At 70.3% G+C, this 20,210-nt stretch carries 24 protein-coding genes; 18 read left to right on the top strand and 6 right to left on the bottom strand.

All coding sequences use genetic code 11. The features are described from left to right. The first annotated feature begins 100 nt into the window (after positions 1-100). Positions 101-1,582, top strand: a complete 1,482-nt coding sequence (locus FVE89_RS21590; RefSeq protein ID WP_202130980.1) for a carbohydrate porin — start codon at positions 101-103, stop codon at positions 1,580-1,582. A 184-nt stretch (positions 1,583-1,766) separates the two neighbouring features. Here the strand turns inward: FVE89_RS21590 and FVE89_RS21585 are convergent, their stop codons facing one another. Continuing rightward, positions 1,767-1,967, bottom strand: coding sequence for a hypothetical protein (locus FVE89_RS21585; protein ID WP_160536328.1), 201 nt, complete (start codon positions 1,965-1,967; stop codon positions 1,767-1,769). 522 nt (positions 1,968-2,489) lie between these two features. Here FVE89_RS21585 and msuE point away from each other — a divergent pair. The 7 genes from msuE (at position 2,490) to FVE89_RS21550 (ending at position 8,477) form a co-directional block, all read left to right on the top strand. Beyond that, positions 2,490-3,092, top strand: coding sequence for an FMN reductase (gene msuE / locus FVE89_RS21580; protein WP_160536327.1), 603 nt, complete (start codon positions 2,490-2,492; stop codon positions 3,090-3,092). Between the two features lie 20 nt (positions 3,093-3,112). Continuing rightward, positions 3,113-4,072, top strand: a complete 960-nt coding sequence (locus FVE89_RS21575; protein ID WP_160536326.1) for an aliphatic sulfonate ABC transporter substrate-binding protein — start codon at positions 3,113-3,115, stop codon at positions 4,070-4,072. A gap of 5 nt (positions 4,073-4,077) precedes the next feature. Continuing rightward, the gene (locus tag FVE89_RS21570) at positions 4,078-5,103 is read left to right on the top strand and encodes a sulfonate ABC transporter substrate-binding protein (protein WP_160536325.1); all 1,026 of its coding nucleotides are present in this window, start codon (positions 4,078-4,080) and stop codon (positions 5,101-5,103) included. Beyond that, positions 5,103-5,885: an aliphatic sulfonate ABC transporter permease SsuC gene (gene ssuC, locus FVE89_RS21565; RefSeq protein ID WP_160536324.1), complete on the top strand. Its 783-nt coding sequence runs from the start codon at positions 5,103-5,105 to the stop codon at positions 5,883-5,885. The genes FVE89_RS21570 and ssuC overlap by 1 nt, the downstream gene beginning before the upstream one ends. Beyond that, complete coding sequence (locus FVE89_RS21560; RefSeq protein ID WP_202130979.1) at positions 5,885-6,739, top strand: ATP-binding cassette domain-containing protein; 855 nt, start codon at positions 5,885-5,887, stop codon at positions 6,737-6,739. The genes ssuC and FVE89_RS21560 overlap by 1 nt, the downstream gene beginning before the upstream one ends. Before the next feature lie 131 nt (positions 6,740-6,870). Further along, positions 6,871-8,046 (top strand): FMNH2-dependent alkanesulfonate monooxygenase, encoded by a 1,176-nt coding sequence (gene ssuD / locus FVE89_RS21555; RefSeq protein WP_160536323.1) that lies wholly within the window; start codon positions 6,871-6,873, stop codon positions 8,044-8,046. Between the two features lie 149 nt (positions 8,047-8,195). Then, positions 8,196-8,477, top strand: a complete 282-nt coding sequence (locus FVE89_RS21550; protein ID WP_160536322.1) for a hypothetical protein — start codon at positions 8,196-8,198, stop codon at positions 8,475-8,477. A gap of 139 nt (positions 8,478-8,616) precedes the next feature. On the opposite strand, the gene FVE89_RS21545 is transcribed toward FVE89_RS21550, so the two are convergent. Together FVE89_RS21545 and FVE89_RS21540 are read right to left on the bottom strand one after the other, a co-directional pair. Further along, the gene (locus tag FVE89_RS21545) at positions 8,617-8,847 is read right to left on the bottom strand and encodes a hypothetical protein (protein WP_160536321.1); all 231 of its coding nucleotides are present in this window, start codon (positions 8,845-8,847) and stop codon (positions 8,617-8,619) included. A gap of 23 nt (positions 8,848-8,870) precedes the next feature. After that, entirely contained in the window at positions 8,871-9,167 is a 297-nt protein-coding gene (locus FVE89_RS21540; RefSeq protein ID WP_160536320.1) for a succinate dehydrogenase assembly factor 2, read from the bottom strand. A 192-nt stretch (positions 9,168-9,359) separates the two neighbouring features. Between FVE89_RS21540 and FVE89_RS21535 the strand changes: the two genes are divergently transcribed. The 3 genes from FVE89_RS21535 (at position 9,360) to FVE89_RS21525 (ending at position 11,265) form a co-directional block, all read left to right on the top strand. Beyond that, a complete protein-coding gene (locus FVE89_RS21535) occupies positions 9,360-10,337 on the top strand; it encodes a quinone oxidoreductase (protein ID WP_160536319.1) in 978 nt (325 codons plus the stop codon). Between the two features lie 10 nt (positions 10,338-10,347). Continuing rightward, positions 10,348-10,974, top strand: coding sequence for a bifunctional nicotinamidase/pyrazinamidase (pncA, locus tag FVE89_RS21530; RefSeq protein ID WP_160536318.1), 627 nt, complete (start codon positions 10,348-10,350; stop codon positions 10,972-10,974). A gap of 90 nt (positions 10,975-11,064) precedes the next feature. After that, positions 11,065-11,265: a hypothetical protein gene (locus tag FVE89_RS21525; protein WP_160536317.1), complete on the top strand. Its 201-nt coding sequence runs from the start codon at positions 11,065-11,067 to the stop codon at positions 11,263-11,265. 58 nt (positions 11,266-11,323) lie between these two features. On the opposite strand, the gene FVE89_RS21520 is transcribed toward FVE89_RS21525, so the two are convergent. Together FVE89_RS21520 and dinB are read right to left on the bottom strand one after the other, a co-directional pair. Then, entirely contained in the window at positions 11,324-11,575 is a 252-nt protein-coding gene (locus FVE89_RS21520) for a hypothetical protein (protein ID WP_160536316.1), read from the bottom strand. Between the two features lie 153 nt (positions 11,576-11,728). Further along, the gene (gene dinB, locus FVE89_RS21515) at positions 11,729-12,811 is read right to left on the bottom strand and encodes a DNA polymerase IV (protein WP_160536315.1); all 1,083 of its coding nucleotides are present in this window, start codon (positions 12,809-12,811) and stop codon (positions 11,729-11,731) included. Between the two features lie 277 nt (positions 12,812-13,088). On the opposite strand from dinB, the gene FVE89_RS21510 reads away from it, so the two are divergent. Together FVE89_RS21510 and FVE89_RS21505 are read left to right on the top strand one after the other, a co-directional pair. Then, complete coding sequence (locus tag FVE89_RS21510; protein ID WP_160536314.1) at positions 13,089-13,394, top strand: hypothetical protein; 306 nt, start codon at positions 13,089-13,091, stop codon at positions 13,392-13,394. A gap of 23 nt (positions 13,395-13,417) precedes the next feature. After that, positions 13,418-14,014: a hypothetical protein gene (locus FVE89_RS21505; protein WP_160536313.1), complete on the top strand. Its 597-nt coding sequence runs from the start codon at positions 13,418-13,420 to the stop codon at positions 14,012-14,014. Between the two features lie 39 nt (positions 14,015-14,053). Here FVE89_RS21505 and rimO read toward each other — a convergent pair whose 3' ends face one another. Continuing rightward, positions 14,054-15,403, bottom strand: coding sequence for a 30S ribosomal protein S12 methylthiotransferase RimO (gene rimO / locus FVE89_RS21500; protein WP_160536312.1), 1,350 nt, complete (start codon positions 15,401-15,403; stop codon positions 14,054-14,056). A 523-nt stretch (positions 15,404-15,926) separates the two neighbouring features. Here rimO and pabB point away from each other — a divergent pair. The 5 genes from pabB (at position 15,927) to FVE89_RS21475 (ending at position 19,945) form a co-directional block, all read left to right on the top strand. Next, entirely contained in the window at positions 15,927-17,297 is a 1,371-nt protein-coding gene (pabB, locus tag FVE89_RS21495; protein WP_160536311.1) for an aminodeoxychorismate synthase component I, read from the top strand. Continuing rightward, complete coding sequence (locus FVE89_RS21490; RefSeq protein WP_160536310.1) at positions 17,294-17,908, top strand: aminodeoxychorismate/anthranilate synthase component II; 615 nt, start codon at positions 17,294-17,296, stop codon at positions 17,906-17,908. The genes pabB and FVE89_RS21490 overlap by 4 nt, the downstream gene beginning before the upstream one ends. Then, positions 17,895-18,749 carry an aminotransferase class IV gene (locus tag FVE89_RS21485; protein ID WP_160536309.1) on the top strand — a complete coding sequence of 285 codons (855 nt, stop codon included), beginning with the start codon at positions 17,895-17,897 and terminating at the stop codon, positions 18,747-18,749. The genes FVE89_RS21490 and FVE89_RS21485 overlap by 14 nt, the downstream gene beginning before the upstream one ends. Further along, positions 18,746-19,192 (top strand): DoxX family protein, encoded by a 447-nt coding sequence (locus FVE89_RS21480; RefSeq protein ID WP_160536308.1) that lies wholly within the window; start codon positions 18,746-18,748, stop codon positions 19,190-19,192. Before FVE89_RS21485 ends, FVE89_RS21480 begins: the two co-directional genes overlap by 4 nt. A gap of 219 nt (positions 19,193-19,411) precedes the next feature. Beyond that, the gene (locus FVE89_RS21475; RefSeq protein ID WP_160536307.1) at positions 19,412-19,945 is read left to right on the top strand and encodes a ferritin-like domain-containing protein; all 534 of its coding nucleotides are present in this window, start codon (positions 19,412-19,414) and stop codon (positions 19,943-19,945) included. Positions 19,946-20,210: the final 265 nt, after the last annotated feature.

Below are 20,210 nucleotides of genomic sequence, written 5' to 3'. Positions count from 1 at the left end.
CACGAACGCGACAGAGCCGAGAAGGCCGCGCGGTTAAGGGGGAGTCACGATGAAAAGGAAGCATACAAAGTGGGCGGCGCTCGCACTGTGCGCTGCAACGATGACGGCTGGCGTCAGCGCGGCCGCGGCTCAGGTCGCGGCCACGGCGCCGGACGGGGGGCCAAGCCTGGTCAATCCGGGGCCGAAGGCCAGCCCGGCGCAGAAGGCCCAGTACCGTGCGAACCGGGCCCGGCGGCGGGTCATCCGTGAGGGCCGGAGCTTCGCGGGCGCCAGCAGCGCGGCGGCCTCGGGCATCGCGGAGGGCACCGCCGCGGCCCCGGCGTCGCTGCCGCCCGGTACCGTCGATCTCGGGCACGGGGTCACCGCGATCCTGAACTACACGGGCCAGTTCGCCACCAACCCATCCGGCGGCCGGCGCCAGGGCTCGGACTATGCCGGCCAAGTGTTCTTCGGCCTCGACGCCGATCTCGGCCGCCTCGCCGGGGTCGAGGGTGGCTCGGTGCACGCCATCGTGACCCAGCGCCACGGGCGCAGCCTCGCGCAGGACTATATCGGCAACACCACCAGCGTGCAGGAGATCTATGGCGGCGGCCAGACGGCGCACCTGACCGCGCTGTCCTACGAGCAGAAGCTGTTCGACAACCGCCTCGACATCGAGGTCGGCCGGCTGCTCGCCAATCCGAACTTCCTGGCCTCGCCGTTCTACTGCAACTTCCAGAACAACGGTATCTGCGGCGCGCCGAAGGGCGCGTTCAAGATGACGAACATCACGTGGTGGCCGATCGCCACCTGGGGCGCCCACGCCAAGGCCTGGGTCACCGACAAGGTGTTCGTGCATGCCGGCGTCTACGAGGTGAATCCGCGCGATCAGCGGGATGACCAGAACGGGATCGACTGGTCGACCCGCGGCGCGACCGGCGTCGTGGTGCCGGTCGAGGTCGGCTACTCGACCAATTTCGGCAACGACCCGCTGCCGCGCAACTACGGCATCGGCGCGATCATCGACCAGTCGGATTACACCGATCCGGTGCAGGACGTCCGGCGGGGTTCCTACCTGCTCAGCGGCCTCGATCCGCTGACCCGGTTCGGCCGGTCGGCGATCTACGCCCGGTTCGACCAGATGGTGTGGCGTCCGGATCCGGCCGGCGTGCAGGGCCTGACCCTGTTCGGGGCCTTCCTCGCCGGGACCGGCGGGCGGCAGTTCGAGGATTACTTCCTGAACGGCGGCGCCGTCCTCACCGGCACCTTCGCGGGCCGGCCCTACGACACGATCGGCTTCGGCTTCTCCTGGGAGCACTTCTCGCCGCTCGGTACCGCCAACCTCCGGGCGGCGCGCGCCAAGGTCGGCCTGGGCTATGGCGGTGTTTCCTCGTCGCAGACCATCCTGGAGGTGAACTACGGCATCCAGTTGACCCCGGCGATCCGCCTGATGCCGAACCTGCAATACGTCATCAATCCACAATTGCAGGAGCGCTACTTCGCTCAACCGAAGCGGATTCCCGACGCCTTCGTGGTCGGCGCGAAGCTGTCGGTGGACCTGTTCACCCTGGCGGGCTTCGCCAGGGGACCCGGGAGCCTCTGAGGCCCCCCTCCAGGCGAGCCGGCCCCGCCCGGCTCGCGGATCACCGGACGGACACGGCCGCGCGGGTCCTCCGCGCGGCCGTTCTCGTTTCGGGCCGGCCGGAGCCGCCCACGAAAAAGGGCCAGCCGCGATGGCTGGCCCCGATCATTCACCCGCCGCCGAGACGCGGGGAACCCCGCAGGGCTCACTCGGCCGCGGTCATCTCGGCGGTGAAGTGGCCGCACCAGTCGTTCGTGGAGACCACCGGCCACAGGCCCTTGGATTCCGGCTCCGGCTGGCTGACCGGCGGGTTGAACCGGCACAGGCCGGCATCGGCCTGGGGCGCCGCGCCGTTGCCGGTGTGCTCGTCGAAGAACTTGCAGCTCTCGCAATGGGCGTTGGCCATGTCGCGTATCTCCGAATGACGATCGGCGCCGTGCCGCTCTGTTGCGAATTAGAACAGCTATAATCTGGAAGTCAAGGCTGGTGCCGGGCGGCGCTGTCCCGACCGGGGGCTCGGGCGGCTCGATCGCCCGATTCGGGCCGTTCGATCGCGAAGCCGGGCTCGTGCCGCAGGCCGCCCCCGAGTCGGATGAGGCCTGTGCCTGGCAGCCGGCCGCCGACGGAGGATCGAACTCCTGCCGAGGCGGTCCGGAGATTAAACCTGCTGTCCAGCCGTTTTCCCGGAACGTCATCCGGATCCGCCGCGATGGATCTCCGCGGGCACCGGAATAAAACTTCGCTGCCAAGGCCGCAAAATGGGGAGAACAATTTTCCCGCGCCCCATGAATAAGGAAACGCCTTTCATTGACCTGCGGCGGAAGGGTCATCAATTCTAGACCCCCGTCGGGAGATCAGGCGGGGCGCCCGTGCGTTTCGACCGGCGCCCTGCGCCTCCCCCATGGGCACCGAGCAAGGCACCTGAAGCATGACACGACCGAGACTCGTCGGGCTGAGCGCGAACCTGCAGCGGCCGTCCAAGACCCGCACGCTGGTGGATGCCGTGCTGCGCGAAGCCAGCGCTCGAGGCCCCCTCGACGCCCGGGTTCTGGACTTCGTCGATGCCGGACCCGGCCTCGGCGCCGCCTGGACCCGTGATCAGCTCACGCCGGCCGCCCGCGCCCTGCTCGACGCGATCGAGGCGGCGGACGGGCTGGTCGTCGGCTCCCCGGTCTACAAGGGCGCCTATACCGGCCTGTTCAAGCACCTGTTCGACCTCGTCGATCCGGGGGCGCTCGCCGGCAAGCCGGTGGCCATCGTGGCGACGGGCGGCGGGGCGCGGCACGCCCTCGTGGTGGAGCACGCCTTCCGGCCGCTCTTCGGCTTCTTCGGCGCGCTCCAGATTCCCACCGCGGTCTACGCCTCGGACGCGGATTTCCAGGCGGGCGTGCTCGCGGAGGCGGGGGTGCAAGCACGGGCCGTGGAGGCGGGCGGGCAGCTCGCGGCGCTGCTGGCCCACCGCGCGGCCCAAGGTGCAGTCCAAGGCGCGGTCCAAGACGTGGCCCCGGTCGCCCTCGCGGCCGCCGAGTAAGTCTCAGAGCGAGTTCCCCGATGCTCGACCGCCGCAGCCTGCTCACCGCCCTGGCGGCGCTTCCCGTAGGCCTCGCCGTCACCCGGAGCGCCCACGCCACCGAGCCGGGGATCCTCCGGATCGGCTACCAGAAGAACGGCATCCTGGTCGTCGCCAAGCAGCAGGGGATCATCGAGCGCCGGCTGGAGCCCCTCGGCCATACGGTCCGCTGGGTCGAGTTCTCGTTCGGGCCGCCGCTGCTCGAAGCCCTGTCGCTCGACGGGATCGATTTCGGCCAGACCGGCGACGCGCCGCCGATCTTCGCCCAGGCCGCGCGCTCGAACCTCGTCTACGCGGCCGCCCAGGAATCCGGCAGCTCCGGCATCGGGATCCTGCTGCCGAAGGGCTCGGCGATCCGCAGCCTCGCCGACCTCAAGGGCAAGCGCGTCGCCTTCGCCAAGGCGTCGAGCGCCCACAACCTGACCATCGCGGCCCTGGAGAAGGCGGGCCTGACCTATGCCGACATCGAGCCGGTGACCCTGGCGCCCGCGGACGCGGCGGCGGCCTTCGCCCGGGGCAGCATCGATGCCTGGACGATCTGGGACCCGTATTTCGCCATCGCCGAGGCCGGGGAGGGGGTGCGCGTGCTGACGCGCGCCGCCGACATCGCCCTGCAGAACAACTTCTTCCTGGCGAGCCGGCCCTTCGCGGAGAGCCGGGGACCCGTGCTCGCCGCGACCATCGACGCCCTCGGCGAGGTGGCGGCCTGGTGCACGCAGAACCGCGGCGCGGTGGCCGAACTCCTGTCGCAGGGCACCGGCGTGCCGCTCGCCGCGACCCGCCGGGCGGTGGACCGGACCGATTACATGATCGGGCCGATGACCGAGCGCGTGATCGCCGCGCAGCAGCAGGTCGCCGACCGGTTCCACGCCCTGAAGCTGATCCCGAAACCGGTCCGGATCGCCGACGCGGTCTGGGCGCCCCCCGCCCGCAACGGCTGAGATCCATGACCGACCGCCCGTCCCGTACCCTGCCCCTGCGGCGCCCCGCCGGCCTCGCCCCGAACCGCCGCCTGCTGCTGTCGGCCGGTCTCGGCCTCGCGGCGGCCTGCGCCCTGCGCCCGGCCCGCGCGGCGGGCGGCACGATCCGGATCGGCTACCAGAAATACGGCTCCCTCGTGCTCCTGAAGGGCCGCGGCAGCCTGGAGTCGGCGCTGCAGCCGCTGGGCGTCACGGTGGCGTGGTCGGAGTTTCCGTCCGGGCCGCCGCTGATGGAGGCGCTCAACGCCGGCGCGGTGGATTTCGGCTCGGCCGGCGAGGCCCCGCCGATCTTCGCGCAGGCCGCGAGCGCGGAGCTGCGCTACGTCGCCACCGAGCCGCCGGCCCCCCGGGGCGAGGCGATCCTGGTGCCGAAGGACAGCCCGATCCGCAGCGTGGCCGACCTGCGCGGCAGGACCATCGCGCTCAACAAGGGCTCGAACGTCCATTACCTGCTGGTGCGCGCCCTGGAGCAGGCGGGCGTGCCCTACGACGCGGTGAAGCTCGCCTTCCTGGCGCCGGCCGACGCCAACGCCGCCTTCGTGCGCGGCTCCGTCGATGCCTGGGCGATCTGGGACCCGTTCCAGGCCGCCGCCGAGCGCTCCACCGGCGCCCGGGTCCTGGCGGACGGGCAGGGGGTTGCCCCCAATCGCCAGTTCTACCTGTCCCGGCGCGGCTTCACGGAGTCGAGCCCCGAGGTGGTCTCGGCCGTGCTGAAGGCGATCGGCGCGGTCGATGCCTGGGCCGAGGGTCATGCCGACACCGTGGCGGCGGAACTCGCCCCCTCGGTGGGCATCCCCGCGCCCGTGCTCAGCGTCGCGCTCGGCCGCCTGTCCTACGGCGTCGCGCCGCTGGACGCGACGGTGATCGCCGACCAGCAGAAGGTCGCGGATGCCTTCCACGGCCTCGGCCTCCTGCCGAAGCCGATCCGGGTCGCCGACGCGGTCTGGACGCCGCCCGAGCGCCAGGCCGAGGCCCAGGGAGCCAACCGCTGATGACCACCTCCAAGCGCGACCGCCTGCGCGACACCGCAATCCCCTGGCTGCTGCCGGCCGCGATCCTCCTCGGCTGGCAGGCCGCGGTCTCGGCCGGCCTCGTCTCGAACCGGTTCATGCCGGCGCCCCTCGACGTGGTCCGGGCCGGCTGGGAGGCCGGGCGGACCGGGGAGCTCTGGACCAATCTCGGGGTCAGCACCCTGCGGGCGCTGGCGGGCTTCGTGGTCGGCGGCGGCATCGGCTTCGCGCTCGGCCTCGCCAACGGCCTGTCGCGCCTGTCGGAGCGGCTGACCGACACCTCGGTGCAGATGGTGCGCAACGTGCCCCACCTGTCGCTGATCCCGCTGGTGATCCTGTGGTTCGGCATCGGCGAGGAGGCCAAACTGTTCCTCGTGGCGCTCGGCGTGTTCTTCCCGATCTACGCCAACACCCTGCACGGCATCCGCTCGGTGGATCCGGGCCTCATGGAGATGGGCCGGGTCTACGGCATGTCCCGCACGGAGCTGTTCACCCGGGTGGTGCTGCCCGGCGCCCTGCCGTCGATCTTCGTCGGCCTGCGCTACGCGCTCGGCATCATGTGGCTGACCCTGATCGTCGCCGAGACGATCTCGGCCTCGTCCGGGCTCGGCTACATGGCCATGCAGGCCCGCGAGTTCATGCTGGTCGACGTCGTGGTGCTGGCGATCCTGATCTACGCCGCCCTCGGCAAGCTCGCCGACGCCCTGACCCGCCAGCTCGAGCGCGCCTGCCTCGCCTGGAACCCCGCCTACAGGAGCGCCTGATGCTGCTCGACGCCGTCCGCCGCGAGGCTTTTTCCGATCCGGTCGCCGAGGCGCGGCAGACCGGAAGTTCCGCCCCCGCGCGCCAGCCCGCGGAGTCCGGCCGGCGCGGGATCGCCGTCACCGTCCGCGACCTGCACAAGAGCTTCGACGGCCATCCGGTCATCGAGGGCCTGAACCTGTTCCTGCCGGCCGGTGGCTTCACCGCGGTGGTCGGCCGGTCCGGTTGCGGCAAGAGCACCCTGCTGCGCCTGATCCTCGGCCTGGAGACGCCGACCGGCGGCCGGATCGACCTGGAGGGGCCGGAGGGCTCCCCCCGCCGCTCCGAGCCGCCGAAGCGGATCATGTTCCAGGAGCCGCGGCTGCTGCCCTGGGCGCGGGTCGTCGACAACGTCGCGGTCGGTCTCTCCGGCCAGGGCACCCGGGCCGAGCGCCGGGAGCGGGCGCTGGCCGCGCTCGCCGAGGTCGGCCTGTCCGACAAGGCCGGGCAATGGCCCGCGACCCTCTCGGGCGGCCAGCGCCAGCGCGTGGCGCTCGCCCGGGCGCTGGTGAGCCGGCCGGGCCTGCTCGCCCTCGACGAGCCGCTCGGGGCGCTGGACGCCCTGACCCGCATCGGCATGCAGGACCTGATCGAGCGGATCTGGCGGGCGCAGGGCTTCACGGCGCTCCTCGTCACCCACGACGTCGCCGAGGCGGTGGCTCTGGCCGACCGGATCCTCGTGGTCGAGGCGGGCCGCATCGCCCTCGACCTGCGGGTCGACGTGCCGCGCCCGCGCCGGCGCGGGGACCCGGATCTCGCGCGCCTCGAAGGCCGTATCCTCGATCACCTGCTCGGCGGCTCCGAGACGCCCGCATAACCGGGTTCCCAAAGGGCGAGCCCTTTGGCGGGGTATCGGGGCGGAGCCCCGATCGCGGGGCGCTGCCCTGCACCCGCGAAAGGTCTCGACCTTTCGAAACCTCTGACTTTCGATCAGCAAGGAAGACTCCGATGACTGCACCGCAAGACGGGCGCGCCGACGTCCTCTGGTTCCTGCCGACCCACGGCGACGGCCGCTATCTCGGCGCGCAGGAGGGGGCCCGGGAGGTCTCGCTCGGCTATCTCCGCCAGATCGCGCAGGGCGCGGACGACCTCGGCTATTACGGCGTGCTGCTGCCGACCGGGCGGTCCTGCGAGGATTCTTGGATCGTCGCCTCGGCACTGGCGCCGCTGACGAAGAACCTGCGCTTCCTCGTGGCGGTGCGGCCGGGCCTGATGGAGCCCTCCGCGGCGGCGCGCATGTCATCGACGCTGGACCGGATCTCGAACGGGCGCCTGCTGATCAACGTCGTCTCCGGCGGCGACCCGGTGGAGCTCGCGGGCGACGGCGTGTTCCTGTCCCACGACGCGCGCTACGCCGTCACCGACGAGTTCCTGACGATCTGGCGCGGCCTGCTGGCGGGCGAGACCGTGACCTTCGAAGGCGAGCACCTGCGCGCCGAGAACGGCCGGCTGATCTACCCGCCGGTGCAGAAGCCCTATCCGCCGCTCTATTTCGGCGGCTCCTCGCCGGCCGGCATCGCGGTGGCGGCCGAGCATTGCGACGTCTACCTGACCTGGGGCGAGCCCCCGGCCCAGGTCGCGGAGAAGATCGCTTCGGCCCGCCGCGCCGCGGAGGAACGTGGAAAAACCTTCTCGTACGGCATCCGCCTGCACGTGATCGCCCGGGAGACGGAAGCCGCGGCCTGGGAGGCGGCCGAGACGCTGATCTCCAAGCTCGACGACGCCACCATCGCCAAGGCGCAGGAGACCCTGAAGCGCCAGGATTCCGTCGGCCAGAGCCGGATGATGGCCCTCCATGGCGGCCGCCGCGACAAGCTCGTGGTCTCGCCGAACCTCTGGGCCGGCGTCGGCCTCGTGCGCGGCGGCGCCGGGACGGCGCTCGTCGGCTCGGCCGATCAGGTGGCCGACCGGATGAAGGAATACATCGATCTCGGGATCGACCGCTTCATCCTCTCGGGCTACCCGCACCTGGAGGAGGCCTACCGCTTCGCCGAGTTGGTCTTCCCGAAGCTGCCCTTGCGCGCCACCACGGGCCGCCCGGCGACGAACGCCCGCAACGACGGCCCGTTCGGCGAGATCATCGCCAACGACCTCGTGCCGGCCCGGCGCGTCGGGGCGCATTGAGGCCTGCATGGGTCTACCTACCGGTGCCGGACATGGCTGATCTGCATGCACGCCGCCCAGGTGTCATGGTGACGCCATCCTTGGCGCCCATCCGCCCTGCCCATCGCCGCGCGCCGTATGCGCGCGGCCTGGACGCGTGAAGGATGTCCATGACTTCGACCAAGACGGCCCTGCTGGCGATCGGCCTCTGCCTCGGCCCCATCCTCGGTCCCGTGGCGGCACGCGCGGAGCAATCCCCGGCCCGGGAGGCCCTCAAGCAATACTGCACCGGCGACTACATGGATTACTGCAGCGCCTACGCGCCGGGCGGCCCGGAGGTCGAGGCCTGCTTCAAAGCCAATTTGAAAAATCTTTCCCCCAACTGCTCGGCGGCGATCACCGCCTACAAGAAGGAGCAGCGGGCGACCAAGCGGGTCAGCGAGGCGCGCTGAGCGGCGGGCCTTCCCGGCCCCCGATCGGGGCCGGGATTGCGCCCGCGATGACGCGTGCCGGCGAGGCCCTGAGTTCCGGCGGTTTGCGCCGGAACCCGGCCGCCCGGCCGCGATCCCGGTCAGCGTTGCGGAAAACCCCTCACGCGTCCGGCCCGACGATCTCCGCCAGTGCGGCCTCGACCCGGCCGCGGAAATACTCCGCGTTGGGCATGTGCTCGGTCATCGCTCCGGCCCGGGCCGTGGCCTGCCGCAGGATCTCGGCGCGGAGCGCCGGATCGGAGCGCTCCATCATCTCCAGCATGATGCGCACGACGAGTTCGGTGGCGACCGACCGGGCCGGGTGGTCGTAAGCGGGCTTCGGTTCGTCCATGTCGGGCATTCGGGCGGGCTCTCTCAGGAATGGATCGGCGCGTCGTGCCGGTGGAACGCGCGCACGCGCTGCCAGACCGCCGTATCGTAGTTCGACGGCGTCTCAACCTCGCCGGTGAGCCACTTGAACAGGTCGCGGTCCGGCACCTCGATCAGCGCCTCGAACTGGTCGAGTTCCGCCTCCGACAGGTCGCCGATCTCGGCATCGGCGAAGCGGCCCATGATCAGGTCCATCTCGCGGATGCCCCGGTGCCAGGCGCGGTAGAGGAGGCGGCGGCGGCGCGGATCGAGATCGGCGCTCGTGCGGGTGGTGCCGGACATTTTTCGGACCTTCCGGTCGGAGGGGCGGGCGTTCACGCCAAGATAGGCGGCCGGGCGCCCCGGATCCAGCATCCGACCCCGGAGGCACCGAAGCGCGGGAGTTCAGGGAAGAAAAAGAAATTGCCTCCGGCCGACGCATCGTTATCTCGAAAGGCCAACGCCCCGGACGGGGCGGCGAGCGGGAGCACGACGATGCCGAAGGCGATCCGGGTCTACGAGTATGGCGGCCCCGAGGTGATGCGCTTCGAGGACGTGCCCCTGGCCGAGCCCGGCCCCGGGCAGATCCGCGTCAAGCAGGCGGCGATCGGCGTCAACTTCATCGACATCTACTTCCGCACCGGCGCCTACAAGTCCCCGCACATGCCCTTCACCCCCGGCAAGGAGGGCGCCGGCACCGTCACGGCGGTCGGCGAGGGCGTCACCCTGTTCAAGCCCGGCGACCGGGTCGCCTACGGCTCCGTGCCGGACGGCTGCTACGCCGAGGAGCCGGTGATCCCGGCCTCCGCGGCCGTGCCGATCCCCGAGGGCGTCGACGAGAAGACCGCCGCCGCGATGATGCTCAAGGGGCTGACCGTCGAGTACCTGCTGCACCGGACCTACGCGGTGAAGCCCGGCGACACGATCCTGTGGCAGGCCGCCGCCGGCGGCGTCGGCCTGATCGCCTGCCAATGGGCCAAGCACCTCGGCGCCACGGTGATCGGCACCGCCGGCAGCCCCGAGAAGGCCGAGCTCGCCCGGCAGAACGGCTGCGACCACGTCATCCTCTACCGCGAGGAGGATGTCGCCAAGCGCGTGCGCGAGATCACCGGCGGCAAGGGCGTGCCGGTGGTCTATGACGGCGTCGGACAGGCGACCCTGATGGGCTCGCTCGACAGCCTCGCGCCGCTCGGGTTGCTCGCGAGCTTCGGCTCGGCCTCCGGGCCGATCACCGGCCTCGACCTCGGCCTGCTCGCCCCGCGCGGCTCGCTCTACGTGACCCGCCCGACGCTCGCGACCTTCTCGTCGAACCGCGCCACCCTGGAGGAGGCGGCGGCCCGCCTGTTCACGGTGGTGCGCGCGGGCGCGGTGAAGATCGCGGTGAACGCCACCTACCCGCTCGCCGAGGCGCAGCAGGTGCATCGCGACCTCGCGGGCCGGGAGACCACCGGCTCGACCGTGATGCTGCCGTAGGGCCCGCAACGTGACACCAGGCCCCGCCGACCTGCTCCTCGTGATCGACGTGCAGGTCGATTTCCTGCCGGGCGGGGCGCTGCCCGTCCCGGAGGGCGATGCGGTGATCGGGCCGGTCAACGCGCTCCAGCAGAAATTCCGGCACGTCGCCCTGACGCAGGACTGGCACCCGGCCGACCACGTCTCCTTCGCGGACAACCATGCCGGGAAGGTGCCCTTCGAGACGGTCGCGCTCCCCTACGGCGCGCAGGTGCTGTGGCCCCGGCACTGCGTCCAGGGCCGCGCGGGCGCGGGTTTCGCGCCGGGGCTGGCCACCGACCGGGCGGGGCTCGTGATCCGCAAGGGGCTGGATTCCCGCGTCGACAGCTACTCGGCCTTCCTGGAGGCCGACCGGACCACCCGCACCGGGCTTGCCGGGGCTCTGCGGGAGCGCGGGATCACCCGCCTCGTCCTGTGCGGCCTCGCCACGGATTTCTGCGTCGCCTGGAGCGCGCTGGACGCACGGGATGCGGGCTTCGACACCCTCGTGGTGGCGGACGCAGTGCGGGGGATCGATGTCGAGGGATCGCTCGCGCAGGCCTGGGCGCGGATGGAGGCCGCGGGCGTGCGCCGGATCGCGGCGGCGGAGATCGGCTGAGCCCCCGGGGAGGCGAACCGCCGCACGGCAGGCGGGAGACTTCACGGCCGCGATGCGTTGGCCCGGCTCCAGCATCCGACAGGAGCCAGCATGTCGAACAAGCACCTCAAGACCGAGACACCCACGGATGCCGACCTCAAGGGCAATCCCGGCATCGGCACCTCGAAGGGCATGAGCGGCGCCGATCCCGCCGATCTGCAGGCGGATTCGACCTTCGAGGGTGACGTGGACAACGAGACGAAGCTGGATGGTGGCATCGACCCGGACCACCGGCCGCGCAAGAACGCCTGAGGGTTAGCGACCGCACATTGGCCCGAGCGCGGACGCGCGCCCGGGCCTGCGGTTTCATTCAGCGGACCGGCGTGCGGGCCGGCGCCTTATGCCCGTGCGGGGCGGGCGCGGCGGCCGGAATGGAACCGGTGACATTCCGATCCTCGTCACTGGGGGTCGGCACGTAAAGGCGGCCGGGGCTCGCCGTGTTGCCCATCAGCAGCGCCGTGTCGGAGGCGCTGAAGGCGGAAGTGCCATCCGCGCGGGCGACACCGGCCGAGAGGGTCAGCGCCAGCGCGCAGGCGGCGACCAGGGAAGCAGGGTTCGACATGGGGAGGGTCCTTCTGTTCCGGCGGCGTCCGTCCGTACGGTGCCGCGCGCCGTGCCCTCAATCTGGGAGGGCCCCGCCGAGCCGAAAGTGCGGCATCGCACAATAGGCGCTGCGTCGCAGCATAAGACTCTTAACCTAAAATTGATTATGTGACTAAAGCTCTAACCCCAGTTGCATCGACCCCGCCTCCTCCCCCTGCGCGAAACCCGACAGCGACACGCCGATCAGCCGCGCGCTACGCCGCAAAGGAAACAGGCCGGCGAGCAGGTCGAGGCCGATCCGTTCCAGGCTCGCCCGGTCGGGCACGGGGGCGACGAGCGACTTCGCCCGGGTGACCTGGGCGAAATCCGAGAACTTGAGCTTCAGGGTCACGGTCCGGCCGCGCAGGCCCCTGGCGGCCGCCCCGGCCCAGACCTTGTCGAGCAGGGGCGCGAGCCGGGCGGCCAGCACCTCGAAGGCGGCGGTGTCGTCCGAGAAGGTGGTCTCCGCCCCGATCGACTTGCGCACCCGGTGGGCGCGCACCGGCCTGTCGTCGATGCCGCGGGCGACCGCGTGATAGTAGGCGCCGGCCGAACCGAAGGTCTCGCGCAGGCGCTCCGGCGTCCAGGCGCGCAGATCCGCCCCGGTGTGGATCCCGAGCCGCTTCATCTTGGCCTCAGTGACCGGGCCGACCCCGTGGAACCGGCCGATCGGCAGCTCGGCCACGAAATCCGGCCCCATGGCGGGGGTGATGACGAACAGGGCGTCCGGCTTCCTGTGGTCGGACGCCACCTTGGCCAGGAACTTGTTGTACGAGACCCCGGCCGAGGCGATGAGCCCGGTGCGTTCCAGGATCTCGGCCCGGATCGCCTTCGCCACGGCCGTCGCGGTCGGAAGGCCCAGGAGATTCTCGGTGACGTCGAGATAGGCTTCGTCGAGGGCGACCGGCTCGATCAGGGCCGTGTGCCGGGCGAAGATTTCGCGGATCTCCTCCGAGACCGCCCGGTAGACCTCGAAGCGCGGCTTCACGAACAGCAAATCCGGGCAGAGCCGCCGCGCGGTCGCCGACGGCATGGCCGAGCGGACGCCGAATTTTCGGGCCTCGTAGCTCGCCGCCGCGACGACGCCCCGCTCCTTCGAGCCGCCGACCGCGAGCGGCCGGCCACGCAAGGACGGGTCGTCGCGCTGCTCCACCGAGGCGTAGAACGCGTCCATGTCGATATGGATGATCTTTCGGAGCGCGACCTCCGGATCCATCGCCGCCTCGGAGATCCGCCGCGAGTTCCCGCTCTGTTCCGGATGCAGGTGGGAAACGGCCGGGTCAAGCCGCGACGCTCCAACCGTTCACATGAAACATGTCGTTGCACATCCCGGAGGCTCGGCCGACACGCTCCGAGACCTGGTCGCCGCTTCCGCGAGTTGCCGGAATTTGCCGGGCCGCATACCTTTCAGAATGGCTTGCCGTTGAAGAATCGATCCCGTCGATGGCTCGTCCAATCGGCCGGACCATGGTGTCAGTGTTCAGGAGATGCCGGTGTCGGGATTGAAGTCGCGGCCCTTCTGGCGGGGCGTCCTGCAAGGCTTATCGGGCCCGGGCATGCTGTACGGCCAATCCCGGCTTCTGGATGACTTTGTCGAGGTCGGACATGACGGCGTGCGCCTGAAGTTCCTGGGCGGCCACCGTAGCAACGCCGGATCCCGCCGGGATGCGATGGATCTCGCACAGGCATTGGCTGATGCAGCAACTACGATCAGCCGGATGCATGGTACGCGGGGCGACGCCGGGATCGTTCACCCTGCCGCGCGTTCGGCCACGAAGCACGAACCGTATCAATCCTGAAAAGAATCAGACCCGGCCGCACGATGGCTCGCGACAAGGATCATGAGCGGACGCGGGTGACGACTGTTCACGAAGTCCGAGAAGGCATTCGCGAGGAAATGGAGCGCGCCCTCAGCGGCACCTCCCTTCCCGTGCAGAAGAAGCAGGAAGTCGTCACGCGCGTGGGCGCCGTCGTCGAGCGCTACATCAGCCCGTACCCGCATCCAGACGTGATCCGCCAGATCGAGGCACTCGCTCCCGGCTCCGCCGCTCTCATCGTGCAGACGGCAACGGAAACCATCCGGCACACGCACGAGATCGAGAAGCGTGAGATCGCTCTGCGCGAGGCCGAGCTGAGCCTGATCGGCACGCTGGCGCAGGAGGATCTTGGATCCGTTCGCGAGGGACGTCGCTACGGTCTCTTTGCGTTCGTCTGCATCCTGCTCTTCTCAGGCACGATGTATTATCTCGGTGCGAAAGAGCTGGCCTATATCGCCTTCGGAGTCGGTTCGATCGGCATTGTCGGGCAACTCATTACCGGCGGACGCAGGCTGAAGGGCGGTGGTGCGCAGGACATCGAGAAGAGATCCGCGTCAGCCACGCCGGACACCCCCAGCACGCAGCCGACAGTGCACGAATGATTTGGCAGGCCGCCTGGGCGCGTTCCACACCGCCTTAACTCAAGCCACGCTGCCGTAGAGGTCGTAGGCCTCGGCCCGGTCGATCTTCACGGTGACGATGTCGCCGACCCGCACCGGGCGCCGGAAGGCGGCATGGACGGTGCCGTCGATCTCCGGCGCGTCGGCCTTGGACCGGCCCCTGGCGGTCCCGCCCTCGACGGCATCGACGATGACGGGAAGCCGCCTGCCGACCTTGGCGCGCTGCAGCCGGAGCGCGATGCCGTTCTGCGCCTCCATGAACCGGCGCTTGCGCTCGGCCTTGACTTCCGGCGGGACGAGGTCGCCCAGCGCGTTGGCGGTGGCACCCGCCACCGGCTCGTACTCGAAGCAGCCGACCCGATCGAGCCTGGCCTCCTGCAGCCAGGCCAGCAGCTCCTCGAACTCGGCTTCGGTCTCGCCGGGGAAGCCGACGATGAAGGTCGAGCGGATCGCGAGGTCCGGGCAGGTCTGCCGCCAGCTGCGGATCCGGTCGAGCTGGCGCTCCTGGTTGCCGGGCCGGCGCATCCGCTTGAGCACCGACGGGCTCGCGTGCTGGAGCGGCATGTCGAGATAGGGAAGCACCTTGCCCTCGGCCATCAGCGGGATGACCTCGTCCACGTGCGGATAGGGGTAGACGTAGTGCAGGCGCACCCAGGCCCCGAGCTCGCCGAGTTCCCGGGTCAGGTCGTAGAACTTCGCGCGGACCTGACGGTCCCGCCACGGGCTCTCGGCATAGCGGATATCGACGCCGTAGGCGCTGGTATCCTGGCTGACGACCAGCAGCTCCTTCACGCCGGCCTTCACCAGTTTTTCCGCCTCGCGCAGCACGTCGGCCGCCGGGCGGCTGACGAGGTTTCCGCGCAAGGACGGGATGATGCAGAAGCTGCAGCGGTTGCTGCACCCCTCCGAGATCTTCAGGTAGGCGTAGTGGCGCGGGGTGAGCTTGATCCCCTGCGGCGGCACGAGGTCGAGGAACGGGTCGTGGGCCGGAGGCACCGCCTCGTGGACAGCGGCCACCACCGACTCGTAGGCCTGCGGCCCGGTCACCGCGAGGAGATCGGGATACTTTTCGCGGATCTCCTCCGGCTGCGCGCCCATGCAGCCGGTGACGATCACCCGTCCGTTCTCCGCCATGGCCTCGCCGATCGCCGAGAGCGACTCCGCCTTGGCCGAGTCGAGGAAGCCGCAGGTGTTGACGATCACCACGTCGGCGCCGTCATGCCGGCGGGCCAGCTCGTAGCCCTCCGCGCGCAGGTGGGTGAGGATCCGCTCGGAATCGACCAGCGCCTTCGGGCAGCCCAGCGAGACGAACGAGATTTTTGGGGCCGAAGCTTTGGGAGCCGGCGGGACAGGGGCGGGCGTGGCGGTCATGGGCGCATTCGACGGGTCGGACGCCGCCCGCGTGTATGGCCGGTGAGACAGCCACACGGAGCGCGAGGACGAGAATTCGGGATCGCACCCCTATAACCGTTCCAGGCCGCCCGCGCGAGACCGGCCGCCGCAGGGGTGGTCAGCCACCGGTGCGAGGCGTCATAAAACCCGAACCTTGGCTGTTGTGCAGCGGCTTGCGCACGATTCCTCAGAGCCCACATCAGCATGAGAACTCACGTGAAGGCCTCCGCTTCTCTCCCTCCCCGCAGAGGGGGGAGGGAGACCCGCGGTGTCAGATCCAAACGTGTGAGATCGCAGCTCCGCACGAGAGAGGGGTTTGTCGCGTTCCGTCGGCGGCGTCCGTGTCCGACACGGGTGTATGAACAACGCGGATCGTGCGTCCGGAGCAGGCCCCGCCCGCACCCGGCGGCGGTGCCTGCGTGGAACTGCCGCTTCCCCCGCGGCATCGCCTGTGCGACGGCAGCATGACGCCCAGCCAGAGGATACGGCCCCGAACCCGGTCATGTGGACCCGAGAGATCCCCTTCATCGATCCCGTCGCGGCCGCCGCCCGGCTGCGGTCCCTGCCGGGGCTCGCCTTCCTCGACAGCGCCATGCGGCACGATCCGCTCGGGCGTTATGCGATCGTGGCCGCCGACCCGTTCGCGCGCTTCCGTTTTCGCGATGGTCAGGCAACCCTGGACGGCGCGCCGGTGCCGGGCGGCCCGTTCGCGGCCCTGCGCGCCTGCCTCGCGCCCTACCGGATCGAGCCCTGTGCGGAAGAACCCTTCCCGGGTGGGGTGATCGGCTACTTCGCCTACGATCTCGGCGCGGCCCTGGAGCGGGTTGCAGCTCCGGCCCGGCGGGCGGGGCTCACCGACGACATCGCCCTGAACCTTTACGACACGGCCCTGGTGATCGATCAGGCCGCCGGCACCGCCCGCCTCGTCGCCACCGGCTTCCCCGAACTTGAGCCCGCCGCCCGGCAGGCCCGCGCCGAGGCGCGGCTGGCCGCCTTCGCCGACCGGCTCGGCAGCGAACCGGCCGAGGCCCCGGGCCAATCCGGAAAAAAACTCACGTGGCGCTCGAACTTCGACCGGCAAAGCTATGAGGATGCTGTCGAAAAGGTCCGTGCCTATATCCGCGCCGGCGACATCTACCAAGCCAACATCGCCCAGCGCTTCACCGCCGAGTTGCCAGCGGGCTTCGACCCCTTCGCCCTCTACCGGCGGCTGCGTGCCACCAACCCGGCGACCTTCGGGGCCTATCTGGACTTCGAGGGGCTGAGCGTCGCCTCGTCCTCGCCCGAGCGCTTCATCCGCCTCGACGGAAGGCACGTGGAGACACGGCCCATCAAGGGCACCGCCCGCCGGCTCGACGACCCGGAGGCCGACCGCTTGGTCGCCGAGGCGCTCCAGGCCAACGTCAAGGAGCGGGCCGAGAACGTCATGATCGTCGACCTGCTTCGCAACGACCTGTCGCGGGTGTGCAAGCCCGGCAGCGTCGCCGTGCCCACGCTCTGCGGGCTGGAGACCTACGCCAACGTCCACCATCTGGTGTCGGTGGTGACCGGACAACTCCGCGACGGGCTCGACGCCCTCGACCTCCTGGAAGGGACCTTTCCGGGCGGCTCGATCACGGGTGCCCCAAAAATCCGCGCCATGGACATCATCGCGGAGATCGAGGGCGATGCCCGGGAACTCTATTGCGGCGCCATCGGCCGGATCGGCTTCGACGGGGCGATGGACACCTCGATCGCGATCCGCACCGTGTTCATGGACGCGCACCAGGCGGTGCTGCAGGCGGGGGGCGGGGTGACCCTGCTGTCGGAGCCGGGCCCGGAATACGACGAGACCCTGGCCAAGGCCGCGCGCGTGTTCGAGGCCTTCGCATGATCCTCGTCCTCGACAATTACGACTCGTTCGTCTTCAACGTCGTCCGCTACCTGGAGGAGCTGGGCGAGACGGTCCGGGTCGTGCGCAACGACGCGCTGGATGTTTCCGGCATCCGGGCGCTGGAGCCGGAGGCCCTGGTGGTCTCACCCGGTCCCTGCACCCCGGCGGAGGCCGGGATCTCGCTGCCGGCGATCCGGGACCTGTCCGGCACGGTGCCGATCCTCGGCGTCTGCCTCGGCCATCAGGCGATCGGCGCGGCCTTCGGCGGCACGGTCGCGCGGGCGCAGCGCCCGCTGCACGGGCAGATGACGCCGATCGCCCATGGCGGCGAGCGCCTGTTCTCCGGCCTGCCGGCGCCGATGCCGGTCGGGCGCTACCACTCGCTGGTGGTCAATCCCGGTCCCGACATGGACAAACACCTCTCGGTCGATGCGGTCTCGCAGGAGGGCGAGGTGATGGCGCTGTCGCACCGGACCCACCCGACCTACGGCATCCAGTTCCACCCGGAATCGGTCCTGACCGAGGGCGGCCACGCCCTGTTCGCCAATTTTTTGGACCTCGCCCGCGCGTGGCGCGAGCGGCCGGAGGGACGCCGCGATGCTGTGGCGTGACGGGGCGATCACGCCCGGAACCACGGCCCCCCTCGACCACACCGACCGCGGCCTGACGCTCGGCGACGGCCTGTTCGATACGGCGCTGGCACTCTCCGGCCGCGTGGCCTTCGCGGACGCCCACATCGCCCGGCTGGTCGCCTCCGCGGAGAGTCTTGGCATCCCGGCCGAGCCGGAGCGGATCCGCGCGGCCATGCGGGCGCTGGCGGCGCAGGGGGAGCGGCTCGCGATCCGCACCACGCTGACCCGAGGCTCCGGCCCGCGGGGGCTGAAGCCGCCGGAGGACCCGCGCCCGACGCTCTTCGCCACCGCGGCCCCGAGCACCCGGGCCGTCGCCTTCGCGCCCCTGCGCCTGTGGCCGACCGCCATCGCCCGCAACGACACCTCCCCCGCCAGCCGCCTGAAGACGCTGGGCTATGGCGACGCGGTGCTGGCCGCCCGGGAGGCCGCGTCCGCCGGCTTCGACGAGGCGCTGTTCTGCAACACCCGGGGGCACGTCGCCTGCGCGGGCACCGGCAATCTCTTCGCCCTGTTCGGCACCACCCTGGTGACGCCGCCGCTCGACGACGGCGTGCTCGCCGGCATCGTGCGGGCCGAGATTCTTTTTGAGCTTGCCGCCGGATGCGGTCTGCGGGCCGAGGAGCGGTCGCTGAGCCTGTCCGAGTTCCTGGGCGCGGACGCCGTGTTCCTGACCAACTCCCTGCGGCTCCTGGCCCCCGTGACCGCCATCGGCGACACCGCCTTCCCGGGCGCCGGGCACCCGGCGGTGGCGAACCTCATGGCGGCCCTGCGCGCCCGCGTGGCCCGATCCTGCGGCGTCGCGGCGGATTTGGTCGCGTGACCGATCGGGCGATCGAGACCGGGCGGCGCCGGCTGCGCACCGGGCTCGCGGCGATCTACCTGTTCATCGGCGTGGTCCACCTCGTGGCGACCGACGCGATGCTGCCGCTGATGCCCGACCGGGTGCCGGAACCCCGCCTCGTCATCCAGGCCACCGGCCTGTGCGAGATCGTCGGGGCGATCGGCCTCCTTACCGAACGTTTCCGCCGGGCCGCCGCGATCGGCCTCGCGCTCTATGCGGTCTGCGTCTACCCGGCGAATCTCAAGCACGCCTTCGAACACATCCATATCGACGGCATCCCGGATTCCTGGTGGTATCACGGGCCGCGGCTCGCCTTTCAGCCGGTCTTCGTCTGGGCGGCGCTCTGGGCCGGCGGGCTGATCGACTGGCCGTTCCGCCGTACCGGAGGATCGGCCGGGCGCCCGCCCGCCGCCACACCCTGACAGGATCCCGTGATGCAGGGATCCCGGCGACCCAGGATCCTGCGGGCCCTGGATCACCGGATCACAGGCCGCCGGCCGCGCACGCCGCGGCGCAGAAAGGTTCCTCCACAGGACCCAGAGATTGGGAAAAGATCGGGCGGATACGCCCGGCCGGACCGGCGTTCCCCGTCCGGAAGCCGCGCACCCGTCCGCGGCGCCGCTCAACGGAGACAGACCGCCATGGCCAAGCAGAAGACGCTGCACGACGCCTTCTACGAGACCCTGAAGGACGTCTACTACGCCGAGAAGCAATCCGTGAAAGCGCTCAAGAAGTCCGCCAAGGCGGCGGAGCATGACGAGCTGCGCCAAGCCTTCGAGACCCATGCCGAGGAGAGCGCCCAGCAGGTCGAGCGCCTGACCCAGGTGTTCGAGATCATCGGCAAGCCGGCCCGGGCCAAGACCTGCGAGGCGATGCAGGGCATCGTCTCCGAGATGGAGGAGGATCTGGAGGAGTTCGAAGAGAGCCCCGCCGCCGACGCGGTGCTGGCCGCCTGCGCCCAGGCGGTGGAGCATTACGAGATCGCCCGCTACGGCACCCTGAAGACCTGGGCGGGCCAGCTCGGCTACGCGGAGGCCGCCCAGCTCCTCGACGAGACTCTGCAGGAGGAGAAGAAGACCGACGCGCTCCTCTCCAAGATCGCCGAATCGATCAACGCCGCCGGCACTCCGGAGGATGCGGAACCGTCGAAGGGCAAGGGCAAGAAGGCCGCCTGAACGCCCGTGCCCGGCGCCGCCATCGGCCGCGCCGGGCCTCGAGCGAGCGCGCGCGTCCACGCTATCCCGTGTCGGTGACTGGAATGGATATCCAGATCGAAAGCGGCATAATCTCCTTAATTCTAATATTTATTCAGAATATTCAGGGATCATATTCTGACATAGCGCAGAAATTGATATTGGTTCTTCGGATAGACTCAATTTTTTTGCAATTTTTTGATATTGAACGCACAGTTACGTTGTGATAGGCCCGCAGAGACAAGCA

The sequence above is a fragment of the Methylobacterium sp. 2A genome, from assembly GCF_009806555.1.
Lineage (GTDB): Bacteria > Pseudomonadota > Alphaproteobacteria > Rhizobiales > Beijerinckiaceae > Methylobacterium.
The sequence above is the reverse complement of the archived record's forward strand: the minus strand, read 5'-3'. Positions and strand labels throughout refer to the sequence as shown.